At 48.3% G+C, this 13,418-nt stretch carries 13 protein-coding genes; all 13 read left to right on the forward strand.

All coding sequences use genetic code 11. The features are described 5' to 3' along the window. A partial coding sequence (locus HP568_RS28200; protein ID WP_173630836.1) for a PolC-type DNA polymerase III occupies positions 1–1,995 on the forward strand: 1,995 nt, incomplete at its 5' end. Positions 1,996–2,162: 167 nt separating this feature from the next. Next, positions 2,163–2,621 (forward strand): ribosome maturation factor RimP, encoded by a 459-nt coding sequence (gene rimP, locus HP568_RS28205; RefSeq protein WP_056488367.1) that lies wholly within the window; start codon positions 2,163–2,165, stop codon positions 2,619–2,621. Between the two features lie 52 nt (positions 2,622–2,673). After that, positions 2,674–3,765 carry a transcription termination factor NusA gene (gene nusA / locus HP568_RS28210; RefSeq protein ID WP_048033423.1) on the forward strand — a complete coding sequence of 364 codons (1,092 nt, stop codon included), beginning with the start codon at positions 2,674–2,676 and terminating at the stop codon, positions 3,763–3,765. Between the two features lie 2 nt (positions 3,766–3,767). Beyond that, positions 3,768–4,058 carry an RNase P modulator RnpM gene (rnpM, locus tag HP568_RS28215; protein ID WP_048033422.1) on the forward strand — a complete coding sequence of 97 codons (291 nt, stop codon included), beginning with the start codon at positions 3,768–3,770 and terminating at the stop codon, positions 4,056–4,058. Next, the gene (locus HP568_RS28220; RefSeq protein WP_007719232.1) at positions 4,055–4,354 is read left to right on the forward strand and encodes a YlxQ family RNA-binding protein; all 300 of its coding nucleotides are present in this window, start codon (positions 4,055–4,057) and stop codon (positions 4,352–4,354) included. Before rnpM ends, HP568_RS28220 begins: the two co-directional genes overlap by 4 nt. Before the next feature lie 21 nt (positions 4,355–4,375). Beyond that, complete coding sequence (gene infB / locus HP568_RS28225; RefSeq protein ID WP_173630837.1) at positions 4,376–6,943, forward strand: translation initiation factor IF-2; 2,568 nt, start codon at positions 4,376–4,378, stop codon at positions 6,941–6,943. After that, the gene (locus tag HP568_RS28230) at positions 6,943–7,224 is read left to right on the forward strand and encodes a DUF503 domain-containing protein (RefSeq protein WP_007719228.1); all 282 of its coding nucleotides are present in this window, start codon (positions 6,943–6,945) and stop codon (positions 7,222–7,224) included. Before infB ends, HP568_RS28230 begins: the two co-directional genes overlap by 1 nt. A 27-nt stretch (positions 7,225–7,251) precedes the next feature. Beyond that, positions 7,252–7,617, forward strand: a complete 366-nt coding sequence (gene rbfA, locus HP568_RS28235) for a 30S ribosome-binding factor RbfA (RefSeq protein ID WP_007719226.1) — start codon at positions 7,252–7,254, stop codon at positions 7,615–7,617. After that, positions 7,607–8,602 carry a DHH family phosphoesterase gene (locus HP568_RS28240; protein WP_173630838.1) on the forward strand — a complete coding sequence of 332 codons (996 nt, stop codon included), beginning with the start codon at positions 7,607–7,609 and terminating at the stop codon, positions 8,600–8,602. Before rbfA ends, HP568_RS28240 begins: the two co-directional genes overlap by 11 nt. After that, entirely contained in the window at positions 8,595–9,521 is a 927-nt protein-coding gene (gene truB / locus HP568_RS28245) for a tRNA pseudouridine(55) synthase TruB (RefSeq protein ID WP_173630839.1), read from the forward strand. The genes HP568_RS28240 and truB overlap by 8 nt, the downstream gene beginning before the upstream one ends. A 3-nt stretch (positions 9,522–9,524) precedes the next feature. Continuing rightward, positions 9,525–10,466 (forward strand): bifunctional riboflavin kinase/FAD synthetase, encoded by a 942-nt coding sequence (locus tag HP568_RS28250; RefSeq protein WP_173630840.1) that lies wholly within the window; start codon positions 9,525–9,527, stop codon positions 10,464–10,466. 133 nt (positions 10,467–10,599) lie between these two features. Then, the gene (gene rpsO, locus HP568_RS28255) at positions 10,600–10,869 is read left to right on the forward strand and encodes a 30S ribosomal protein S15 (protein WP_015891708.1); all 270 of its coding nucleotides are present in this window, start codon (positions 10,600–10,602) and stop codon (positions 10,867–10,869) included. A 266-nt stretch (positions 10,870–11,135) separates the two neighbouring features. Next, entirely contained in the window at positions 11,136–13,283 is a 2,148-nt protein-coding gene (gene pnp, locus HP568_RS28260; RefSeq protein ID WP_048033417.1) for a polyribonucleotide nucleotidyltransferase, read from the forward strand. Positions 13,284–13,418: the final 135 nt, after the last annotated feature.

Genomic DNA, 13,418 nt, shown 5'->3' on the forward strand with positions numbered 1-13,418 from the left:
ACGGAAGAGATGCTAGAGGCGTTTTCCTTTTTGGGGGAAGAGACCGCAAAAGAAATTGTCGTAACAAATACGAATGCCATTGCGGATATGATTGAGGATATTAGTCCGATTCCAGACAAGCTGTACACGCCGATCATTGAAGGAGCAGATGATGAGCTTCGTCAAATGTGCTACGACAAAGCAAGGTCGTTATATGGTGACCCATTGCCCGAACTGGTCGAGCATCGCTTGGAAAAAGAATTGACCAGTATCATCAAGCACGGCTTCGGTGTGATTTATTTGATTTCGCAGCGTTTGGTAACGAAATCGTTGAATGATGGTTACCTGGTAGGTTCACGTGGGTCTGTAGGCTCGTCTTTTGTTGCAACGATGTCTGAGATTACAGAGGTAAACCCATTGCCCCCTCACTATCGTTGCCCAAATTGCAAGCACAGCGAGTTTATTACAGATGGTTCAATAGCCTCTGGGTTTGACTTGGAGGATAAAGCATGTACAGAATGTGGGACCATGTATGCCAAGGACGGCCAGGATATCCCGTTCGAGACGTTCCTCGGCTTTAAAGGAGACAAAGTACCGGATATTGACTTGAACTTCTCCGGTGATTATCAGCCCCGTGCACACAAGTACACACAAGAGCTTTTCGGAGCGGATTACGTATATCGTGCAGGAACGATTGGTACCGTTGCGGAAAAAACAGCGTATGGCTACGTGCGAAAGTATGCCGATGAGCGTGGCATGACGTTGCGCAATGCAGAGATATCCAGGATCGTCAACGGCTGTACAGGTGTAAAAAGGACGACAGGACAGCATCCGGGCGGTATTATCGTAGTTCCTGACTACATGGAAATTGAAGATTTTTGTCCGATTCAGTTCCCGGCTGATGATAATGAGTCAGAATGGCGCACAACTCATTTCGACTTCCACTCCATTCATGACAACTTGCTAAAACTCGATATTCTTGGACACGATGATCCGACTGTCATTCGCATGCTGCAAGACTTGACGGGAATGGACCCGAAGACGATTCCACTGGATGATAAAAAGACGATGTCCATCTTCAGTACAACGGAAGCCTTGGGGGTTACACCGGAGCAAATCGGTACGAATATGGGGACACTTGGTATTCCTGAGTTCGGAACCAAATTCGTACGTCAGATGCTAGAAGACACGAAACCGACTACGTTTGCCGAGCTTGTTCAGATTTCTGGACTCTCTCATGGTACGGACGTTTGGTTGAACAACGCACAAGACTTGATCAGAAACGGTACCTGCAAGTTGCCAGACGTAATTGGTTGTCGTGACGATATCATGGTGTATTTGATCTATAAAGGGCTGGAGCCTTCACGCGCCTTTAAGATCATGGAGTCTGTGCGTAAGGGTAAAGGCGTTCCTGAGGACGATCAGGAAGAAATGCGCAATAACAATGTGCCAGAATGGTATATTCAGTCGTGCCAGCGGATCAAGTACATGTTCCCAAAGGCGCACGCGACTGCTTACGTCATGATGGCCGTACGGATTGCCTACTTCAAGGTTCATCGCCCATTGGAGTTTTACGCAACGTATTTCACTGTTCGCGCAGATGACTTTGACATTCCGCTGATGGTTAAAGGCTCAGCGGCGATTAAGCAAAAGATTGAAGAAATCGAAGGCAAGGGACACGATGCACAGCCTAAAGAAAAGGCATTACTGACTGTTTTGGAGATGGCGCTCGAGATGGTAGAACGTGGCTTCCGTTTTGTCAACGTTGATTTGTACAAGTCGGACGCTACCCGCTTCTTGATCGAAGGAGATTCCCTCATCGCTCCGTTCAACGCCCTGCCTGGTTTAGGGACGAACGCAGCGATCAGTATCGTGCAAGCGAGAGAGCAAGGGGAGTTTTTGTCCAAGGAGGACCTCCTATCCCGATCCCGCATCTCCAAGACCATTTTGGAGTTCTTGGACGAGCAAGGTGCTTTGAAAGGATTGCCAGAATCCAACCAGCTATCCTTGTTCTAAGGCGTCCAGACAAGGCTCACAATCATCCAAAGGTTGTCAGCAGAGGGCTGTTATGCTATAATTTTTTTGGAAATACTGGTTTTATACGCATGGCTGATCGAGAGTGGGGAAACCCACTCTTTCTTTCTGGCTACACCTCATGGTTCAAATGAGAAGGAGGTACTTGCTTGAGCAAGGTAACAGGCATCGTCACTGAACTCGTCACGCCCATTGTGGAAGGATTGGGCCTGGAGCTAGTTGACATCGAGTACAAAAAGGAAGGCAGCAACTGGTTTCTGCGCGTGTTTATCGACAATGAAACTGGCAACATCGACATCGATGACTGCCGCCTTGTCAGCGAGAAGCTGAGCGAAAAACTAGACGAAGTAGATCCCATCCCTACGGCATACTTTTTAGAAGTATCTTCGCCGGGTGCTGAGCGCCCATTACGCAAGGATAAGGATTTCACGAAAGCTGTCGGCAGAAATGTGCATATCACAACAAAAGAGCCAATAGAAGGTGCAACCACGTTCGAAGGCGAACTGGTATCCTATGAGGATGGCAAGCTGACAGTAAAAGAAGCAAAGAAAACGTATGTAATTTCCCAAGAGCAAATTGACACGGCTAGAATGGCAATTATTTTTTAGTTGTCGCGGCCTGTGTAGCCTGTGGTAAGTAAAGGAGGAGGCAACGAAAGTCATGAACGGCGATTTTATCGAGGCTTTAGAAGCCATTGAGAGAGAGAAAGGCATCACCAAAGACGTACTGATTGAGGCCATCGAAGCGGCTCTTATCTCTGGATACAAACGTAACTTCAACTCGGCCCAAAATGTGCGGGTGGATGTAAATCGTCATTCAGGTATGGTGCGTGTGTTTGCGCGGAAGAACGTAGTGGAAGAGGTATTGGATCCGCGCCTAGAGATCTCTCAAGAAGCAGCACAAGAAATCGATCCTAACTTCCGTCTGGAGGACATCGTCGAAATCGAGGTAACGCCTCGTGATTTCGGTCGTATTGCTGCTCAGACAGCGAAGCAAGTGGTTACGCAGCGCATTCGCGAAGCGGAGCGCGGTTTGATCTACAGCGAGTTTATTGAGCGTGAAGACGATATCGTAACTGGCGTCGTTCAGCGTATGGACGCTCGCAATTATTACATTGATCTGGGTAAGGCGGAAGCCGTTATGCCGATCACCGAAAAAATGCCATCCGAAGATTTTAAATCACAAGATCGTGTGAAGGCATACATCATCAAAGTAGAGAAAACCACTAAAGGACCGCAAATCGTCGTTTCCCGTACTCACCCGGGGCTTTTGAAGCGCCTCTTCGAATTAGAAGTGCCAGAAATATATGACGGTGTGGTTGAAATCAAATCTGTTGCGCGTGAAGCGGGTGATCGCTCGAAGATCGCTGTGCATTCCATCAACGCAGATGTTGATCCAGTAGGGGCTTGTGTCGGTCCAAAGGGCATGCGCGTCCAAACGATCGTTACAGAGCTGAAAGGCGAAAAGATCGACATTGTTCGTTGGTCTGAAGATCCTGCGGAGTATGTAGCCAATGCACTCAGCCCTGCAAAAGTGCTGCATGTAGAGGTTAACGTAGCGGAGAAGGTTACACGTGTGATCGTTCCTGATTATCAATTGTCTCTGGCGATTGGTAAGCGCGGTCAAAACGCACGCCTGGCAGCCAAGCTGACGGGCTGGAAGATCGATATCAAGAGCGAGTCCCAAGCCGACCAAGAAGGCATCGCTTATCCAAAAGAAGTAGAGAGCGATGAAGGGACGGACAACGAATAATCATGAAGCAAAAAAAGATCCCGTTGCGTAAGTGCATTGTTTGCCAAGGAATGTTTCCGAAAAAGGAATTAATCCGCGTTGTCCGGACGCCAGAAGAAGAGATCGTCATTGATCTTACTGGAAGGGCGGCGGGACGCGGTACCTATGTGTGTCGGCAGGAAAGCTGTCTGAAGCCGGATGCGTTCGCATCGGGAAAATGGAAAAAAGTGCTGGAACGTGCCCTCAATATGTCCATCTCCCAAGAAAAGTATGATGCTTTCCGTGAGAAATGGTTGGAGATGATGGGAAAATGATCCCAAAAGCAGCACAACTACTCGGATTGGCGATGCGAGCGAGAAAGATCGTTACCGGGGAGGAACTGGTCATTACCGCTATTCGTAATGGGCAGGCCCGCCTGGTTTTACTCGCATCAGATGCATCAGACAATACCGCCAAGAAAGTAAAGGATAAATGTTCCTATTACGGTGTCTCATGTGTAACCACTGGCGACCGACATTCATTGGGACACGCAATCGGAAAAGATGGGCGCGTTACCGTGGCGGTAACCGATGGGAAATTGGCCGAAAGCATTCAGCGTCTGCTCACCTAACTTAGAAAGGGTGAAGTATATTTGAAGACACGTGTGTATGAGTATGCCAAACAGCACAACATGAGCAGTAAGGAAATCCTCAATTTGCTAAAACGATTGAATATAGAAGTAGCAAATCATATGAGTATCATGGAAGAAGGGACGATCAAAAGGATCGAGGATCACATGGCCAAATTGCGTTCTGGTGCCAAACCAGAAACACGCAGTACACCTAGTGATGCAAGACCCAAACAAACGGACGATCAACGACGCCCCAACGACTCCAGAGGACAACAGATCAAACCCCAGCAGCAAGCGGGGCAAGTTCAACCGGTTAGAAATGAAAGACCAAACAGCGATCGCGGACCAGAGAACACAAGCACAAATCGTCCAGGAAATAGCAGTGCTAGTGGCAATCCCGATCAGCATAGTCCTCAGCATGGAAAAAATCAGGGGAAGAATCAGGAGAGAAAACCAAACAATATGAGAAGTCAACCTGCAAAGCCGTCTGACCGTAAGCCGCAGAATCAACAACGACCACAAAACCAACAGCGTCCTCAAAATCAGCAACGACCACAAAATCAGCAACGACCACAAAACCAGCAGCGTCCTGCACAGCAGACCCAAACGGAAGGTCGTACAGGGGAAGATTTTGAAGATAAAGTGAACCTTCCATCCAACGTTGGTATGGAAAAGCGTGAGAAAATCAAAAAGGCCCCACAAACCCAAAAGACTTTCGAAGATAACAAGAAGAGTCAACCATTCCGCGGTGGGAACAACCGTAACAACCAAAACAACCGCCGTGGAGGAAACAACCATCGTGGTGGAGGACAAAAGCCGCAACGCCCTGTTCTGGAACCACCTACAAAGATTACGTTTACAGAGTCTTTGACTGTAAATGAGCTGGCAGTGAAACTGCGCAAGGAACCGGCTGAAGTCATCAAAAAGCTGTTCGGTTTGGGCATCATGGCGACGATCAACCAGTACCTCGACCGTGAAGCTATCGAACTCATTTGCGCGGACTACAACGTAGAAGTCGAAGAAAAAATCATCATCGATGAAACGAACTTCGAAACGCTGGAAGAAGTAGATGCACCAGAAAGCCTGTTGGAGCGCCCGCCAGTTGTTACCATCATGGGTCACGTTGACCACGGGAAAACAACTTTGTTGGATGCGATTCGCTCTACAAACGTAGTAGCGGGAGAAGCAGGCGGAATTACACAGCATATCGGTGCGTACCAAGTTGAGATCAAAGGAAAGAAAATTACATTCCTCGATACACCTGGTCACGCGGCGTTCACAACCATGCGTGCACGTGGTGCGCAAATCACAGATATTACCATTCTGGTTGTTGCTGCAGATGACGGTGTCATGCCGCAAACGATTGAGGCGATCAGCCATGCAAAAGCGGCAAACGTTCCAATCATCGTAGCTGTTAACAAGGTTGACAAACCAGAAGCAAATATTGACCGTATCAAGCAAGAGCTGACCGAATATGAACTGGTTGCCGAAGAGTGGGGCGGCGATACGATCTTCTCCCCATTGTCCGCGAAACAGCGTACAGGTATCGAAGAACTGCTTGAGTACATCTTGCTCGTATCCGAAGTACAAGAACTGAAAGCAAACCCAGACAAGCGCGCTCGCGGTACTGTTGTAGAAGCTGAGCTTGACAAGGGACGCGGTCCAGTTGCAACCATTCTGGTTCAACAAGGTACCCTACGCGTTGGTGACCCAATTGTAGTAGGTTCCGCTTTCGGACGTGTACGTGCAATGGTGAACGACAAAGGACGCCGTCTGAAGGAAGCTGGTCCATCTACGCCAGTTGAAATCACTGGTCTGAATGATGTACCACAAGCAGGTGACCAGTTCCGTGTCTTTGAAGACGAGAAAAAGGCGCGCGCAATCGGGGAAGCACGTGCATCCAAGCAGCGTGAATCCGAGCGTCGTGAGAGCTCCCGCGTTTCTTTGGATGACTTGTTCCAGCACATCCAAGAAGGCGACATCAAAGAGCTGAACCTGATCGTAAAAGGTGACGTACAAGGTTCTGTAGAAGCTCTGCGTGGTGCTTTGGAGAAAATTGAAGTCAACGGTACACGTGTCAAAATCATTCATACAGGTGCTGGGGCGATTACGGAGTCCGATGTTACGTTGGCAAATGCATCGAATGCGATTATCATTGGCTTCAACGTGCGTCCTGAACCGAATGCACGCAGCATGGCTGAACAAGAGAAGATCGACATTCGCCTGCACCGTGTCATCTACACTGTAATCGAAGAGATCGAGTCTGCTCTCAAAGGGATGCTTGATCCAGTCTTCAAAGAAAATATTATCGGCCAGGCTGAGATTCGTGAAGTGTTCAAAGTATCCAAAGTCGGAAACATTGCAGGTTGCTATGTGACTGAAGGTAAATTGAGCCGCGATGCAGGTGCGCGTTTGATCCGTGAAGGCATTGTGATTTATGAAGGTAAGCTCGATACCCTCAAGCGCTTCAAAGATGATGCGAAAGACGTTGCAGCAGGCTATGAGTGTGGTCTGACTTTGGAACGCTTCAATGACCTCAAAATCGGCGACGTAATCGAAGCATTCGTCATGGTTGAAGTGAAACAATAATGATAGCCGGTGTGCAGATTGAACTGTTTCTGCCCGCTAGCCAAAACCTGAAAGAAAAACGAGCCATCGTCAAAAGTCTGATCGGCAAGCTGCGGAGCCGATTTAACGTCTCCGCGGCAGAGGTGGCTTATCTCGAGCAATGGCAGCGTACCGTGTTGGGTATCGCTGCCGTTGCTAATGAGATATCTTTTTTACAACAAGAAATGCAGACTGTCGTTCGATTTGTAGAGAACCATCCAGATGTAGAGTTGATTCGTGTGGATACGGAATACTACGATTAATGAACAGTCAGCGGAGGTGAAAAATCGATGAATAAAACACGGATTAGCCGCGTAGGCGAAGAAATCAAAAAAGAGCTGAGCCTCGTATTGCAGCGTGGACTCAAAGATCCTCGTGTCGGTTTTGTAACAGTAACGGATGTAGAGGTTAGTAGTGACCTGCAATTGGCGAAGGTTTTTGTCAGCATTTTTGGCAGTGAGGAAGAACGTAAAGCTTCTCTTGCTGGTTTGACAAAAGCAAAAGGTTATTTGCGTACGGAGATCGGGAAACGCGTAAAGCTGCGTCACATTCCTGATTTTGTATTCAAGCTGGACGAGTCCATTGACTACGGCAGCAAAATTGAATCAATCCTGCGGGAAATCTCCACAGAGGGAGAGAAACAGGATGAATCCTAATCAAATGGCAGTACAGGAAGCGGCGCGGTTTATGCAGGAGCACGACCGCTTCCTGGTTCTCTCTCATGTAAGTCCTGACGGAGATGCTACAGGATCTGCTTTGGGAGTCGTGCTCATGCTAGAGCAATTAGGAAAAGAGTATGTGGTTGTAAACGAAGGGGAAACACCGATCAAGTTTAACTTCTTGCCGCGGTTTGACCGTCTTTATAACCTGCGCAAACAACCACTGAACGAGACGTTCGGGGCCGTAATCGCTGTAGACTGCGCGGATGAGTCGCGGATGGGCGATGTACGGTCTTTATTTGCGTCTGGCGCTGCTTTGCTGAATATCGATCACCATCCGACCAACGATCATTTTGGAACGGTAAATCTGGTTCGTCCGGATGCAGCCGCAACAGCAGAGATTTTGTTTGATGTTGCTGAAGCTGTTGGGGTTTCTTTCAATGAAGAGCTTGCACTGTGCATCTATACTGGTCTACTGACGGATACAGGTGGTTTCCGCTATTCCAACACATCACCGCGCGTCATGGAAATCGCTGCTCGATTGCTCGGATACGGTGTGAAGCCAGGAGACGTAGCAGAACGCTGCCTGGAGGAAATTACTTTTGCCCATGTGAAAGTTTTGCGACGTGCGCTCCAAACCCTGCAACTGTCCCATCAAAATTTGGTTGCTTCCATCACTGTTTCAGCCGCAGATTTTGCAGAAGTGGGTGCTGAGCGGGAAGATGCTGGTGGATTGGTGAATTACTGCCGCAACATTGAGGGAGTCGAGGTCGGCGTTTCTTTTGTGGAAGCGGAACCAGGAGTGGTCAAGGTGAGCATGCGTGCTCGTGATCGGGTTGACGTAGCTGTTATTGCGAAGCAGCTCGGTGGCGGTGGACACGCAAAAGCAGCAGGATGCACGATTAAAGGACCACTTTCAGAAGTACAGCAAAAAGTATGGACTGTGCTGGACGATGCAGTAGGAGTGAAATTCGATGAGTAACGTGAACGGCGTGCTGGTTATCGACAAGCCAGCTGGTATGACTTCTCATGATTGTGTAGCACGTATTCGTCGATTGTATGGAACGAAAAAAGTGGGGCATACGGGTACACTCGATCCAGATGTGACGGGAGTACTCCCCATTTGTGTGGGACACGCAACGAGGCTAGTCGAATATTTGCAAGAGCTGCCTAAGCGCTATGATATAGTCATGCGCCTCGGCTCTACGACCACGACGGAAGACGCTTCTGGAGAAGTGGTGGAGCAAGCTGGAGTAGATGCAGCATCGATTACGACGGAGCGTATTCAAGCGCTGTTCGAATCCTTTTTGGGTGAAATGGAGCAGGTACCTCCGATGTTCTCTGCAGTAAAGGTAAACGGCAAGCGGCTGTATGACCTTGCTCGTGAAGGCACGGTGATCGAGCGGCAGGCACGGAAAGTGACGCTGTATGAGCTGACACTTCATAAGATTAGCGTGGATGGGGACACTGTCGATGTTGCATTCACGTGCACGTGCTCGAAAGGCACATACATGCGCACCTTATGTGTTGACCTCGGACGCGCTCTGGGTTATCCTGCCCATATGAAGCTGTTGCGGCGAATAAAAAGCGGCCCGTTCCAGGAGCAAGAGGCAATCCCCCTCCAGCAAATTGAGGAACAGGCAGCAAACGGGGAAGACATTTCCCGCTACTTGGTCTCCATCCCTCAGGCAATCTCGTTCTTACCATCGTTTCAGGTCAAGCCTGAACGGATCAAAGCAGTACGTAATGGACTTGCGACTGCACTTCCGGGCGTCACTGCGGAGGAAGGAAGTTTGATTTGCTTGTTTGCGGGGGAAGAATTACTCGGCATCCATCGCGTATGCCGTGGAGACAAAGGACTTTTCGCCAAACCAGAAAAAGTCTTTCCAGCCGAGGTGTAATCCGTGAAAACGATCTACCTGACATACCCGTTTCCGTCTGACCTGCAAGCGAATCCTTGTGCGATTGCACTGGGGTACTTTGATGGTGTACATATTGGGCATCGCCGAGTCATTCAAAAGGCGATTGATACAGCGAAAGCAAACGGATGGCAAAGTACGGTAGTGACCTTTGATCCGCATCCTCGAGAAGTATTGGGGCAAAGCGGTTATACCCGCTATTTGACACCACTTACAGACAAGCTCGAGCAATTCGAAAAGATGGGCGTAGACACCACGTATGTGATGAAGTTCGATATTAGCTTTGCGGCTATTTATCCAGAGGATTTCATCGCAGAGTGCCTTCTCCCATTGGAATGCCGCCATATTGTCGTTGGCTTCGACTACACCTTTGGTTATCGCGGGATGGGAACTGCCCATACCTTGCAAGAAATGAGCAAAGGTCGCTATGGGCTCGACATTGTGGGTCCGGTAAATCGCTTGGGTGAAAAAGTGAGCAGTACAATCATCCGTGAATATCTTCATCATGGGGATGTCGAGCAGGTTCGCCATTTGCTAGGCCGCCCCTACAAAGTGCGCGGGACAGTCGTGCATGGTGACAAACGCGGTCGAACCATTGGCTTTCCTACAGCGAACGTCCAAGTGAATCAGCCGTATTTGATCGGAAAGAATGGGGTCTACGGTGTTCGCTTTACTGTGGATGAACAAAGCTACTATGGCGTCATGAACGTAGGGATCAAGCCTACATTTGAACTGGAGAAAAAAGAAAAGTCACTAGAAGTGCACATTTTTGAGTTCTCTGGTGAAATCTATGACAAAGAAGTAGAAGTAGAGTTCCTGTTCTACATACGGGAAGAACAGAAATTTGCTGGAGTCGATGCACTCATCGCGCAAATTGGACGAGATGTACAAACAGCGAAGCAAAAATTCTCAGAGGGAATCTCGTAAAGGATTCTCTTTGCTTTTCACAAAATGGTATGCTATAATTCAAAACGTTGTACAGATAACCGTAGCTTGGCTGTCCGATTCTCACCGACGGCAGACTCGGCGAACGGTATAAAAAATGAGGAGGTGAGTCATGATGGCATTGACTCAAGAACGTAAAACTCAACTGATTCAAGAGTTCCGTACTCATGAGAACGACACCGGTTCACCGGAAGTGCAAATCGCTATCTTGACCGAAAACATTAACAATCTGAACGGACACTTGCGTACGCACAAGAAAGATCACCACAGCCGTCGTGGTCTCTTGAAAATGGTTGGTCAACGTCGTAACCTGTTGACATACCTGCGTGAAGCAGATGTTCAACGCTATCGTTCGGTTGTAGACCGCCTGGGTCTGCGCCGCTAATCAGCGTCTTGTAAAAAGCGGGTTCTACCCGCTTTTTCTATCGTGTAGGAGGGTTTAGCGTAGAAATGCGCTAAGCCCATCCGAAACGAGTAAAAAGGCTTGTGTCCTATCTGGTAGTTTTGATTAGCTTCAAAAGAAGCTTTTTTTATTATCTAGAACGACTGCCAAAGGTAGCCATTTAATTTTTATCATGGCAGGAAATAATACATATAGGTAGAAAACAAAGTGTGAAATGCACATTGTTGTGAAGGAGGACTGCTAGCATCATGGAGCAACAATACCGTACATATGACTTCGAACTGGCAGGCCGAAAACTGACCCTGGAATTTGGCAAAATGGCTAAACAGGCGCATGGTTCGGTCTTGGTTCGTTACGGCGATACAGCAATCCTGTCCGCAGTTACAGTCTCGAAGGAACCAAAACCACTTGATTTCTTTCCATTGACTGTCAACTATGAGGAGCGTCTCTACGCGGTTGGGAAAATTCCTGGCGGCTTTATTAAAAGAGAAGGACGTCCAAGTGAAAAGGCAATTTTGGCTAGCCGCTTGATTGACCGCCCTGTCCGCCCTCTTTTTGCAGAAGGATTCCGTAACGATGTACAAATCGTAAATACTGTTCTGTCTGTGGATCAAGACTGCTCACCTGAAATCGCTGCGATGATCGGTACTTCCGCAGCGCTGTCCGTTTCGGAAATTCCTTTTGAAGGCCCGATTGCAGGAGTGATCGTAGGAAGAATTGACGGGGAGTTCGTCATTAACCCTACTGTAGCTCAAGCGGAGAAAAGCGATATTCACCTGACTGTCGCAGGTACGCACAAAGCGATTAACATGGTGGAAGCAGCTGCGAACCAAGTACCAGAAGCGGTAATGCTCGAAGCGATCATGGCTGGTCATGACGTAATTAAGCAGCTCGTTGAATTCCAGAACATGATCGTGTCCGAAATTGGCAAGCAAAAGATGGAAGTCATCTTGCATGAGGTAGATCCTGAAATCGATCAAGCTGTACGTGAATATGCGGAAGCTCGCCTGAAAGAAGCTGTTCGCATCGAAGAAAAACAAGCACGATACGATGCTATTGACGATATCAAGGCTGAAACCAAAGAGCATTTTGCAGCCAAGGACCCTGAGGCATATCCAGGGCAGGAAAAGATGATTAGCGAAGTGCTTGGCAATATTGTCAAGGACGAGGTTCGCCGTCTGATTACTGACGAGAAAGTTCGCCCTGATGGACGAGCTCTGAACGAAATCCGTCCGCTGTCCAGTGAGACAACCATTCTTTCCCGTACACATGGCTCTGCTATGTTTACCCGCGGTCAGACGCAAGCGCTGAGCGTTTGCACATTGGGCGCACTGGGAGATGTTCAAATTCTCGATGGACTCGGTCTGGAAGAATCGAAGCGTTTCATGCACCATTACAACTTCCCGCCGTATAGCGTGGGTGAAGCACGTCCGTTGCGTCCTCCAGGGCGTCGTGAAATCGGACACGGTGCGTTGGGTGAGCGTGCAATCGAACCGATCATTCCATCTGAGACAGAGTTCCCTTACACGATTCGTCTCGTATCCGAAGTAATTGAATCCAACGGTTCCACATCGCAAGCGTCGATTTGCGCGAGCGTACTTGCCTTGATGGATGCAGGTGTACCAATCAAAGCACCGGTAGCAGGTATTGCGATGGGCTTGATCATGAGCAAAGATGAGAAATCTTTCTCGATCCTGACTGATATTCAAGGTATGGAAGATCATTTGGGAGACATGGATTTCAAAGTAGCGGGTACAGAGGCTGGTGTAACAGCTATCCAAATGGACATCAAAATTTCCGGTATTAACCGTGAGATTTTAGAGCTGGCCTTGGAGCAAGCGCGTGTAGGCCGTTTGCACATCCTGAACCATATGATGAGCACGATTTCCGAACCGCGTAAAGAACTGTCCCCTTATGCACCAAAAATCATGACCATGACGATCAATCCGGAGAAAATTCGCGATGTAATCGGTCCACAAGGTCGTGTCATCAATAAGATTATCGAAGAAACCGGCGTAAAAATCGACATCGAACAAGATGGACGAGTCTTCATCGCATCCATCAACCACGAGGCGAATCTGCGCGCGAAACAAATCATTGAAGATCTGGTTCGTGAGGTAGCTGTTGGTCAGGTGTACCTGGGAACAGTAAAACGCGTAGAGAAGTACGGTGCGTTCATCGAGTTGTTCGCAGGTAAAGAGGGCTTGTGCCACATCTCTCAACTGGCTGAAGAGCGTGTAGCCAAAACAGAAGATGTTGTCGCAGTTGGTGATAAAGTAGAAGTGAAAGTGACCGAGATCGACGACCAAGGTCGTGTGAATCTCTCTCGCAAAGCAGTTTTGAAAGAGCAAGCTGCTGCGGCACAAGCTGCTGAAACACCAACACAAGCAGAATAAAGAAAAACAAAAGGCTTCGTCACTCGAAGAAATTCGTGTACGGAAGCTTTTTTCTTTTATATGCGGGATGCTCCCGTTTCGTATGTCTAAGTCGTTCCTTCCTCTCATACATTGGACAAGAGAGACTCGTACGAT

The sequence above is a fragment of the Brevibacillus sp. MS2.2 genome, from assembly GCF_013284345.1.
Lineage (GTDB): Bacteria > Bacillota > Bacilli > Brevibacillales > Brevibacillaceae > Brevibacillus > Brevibacillus brevis_C.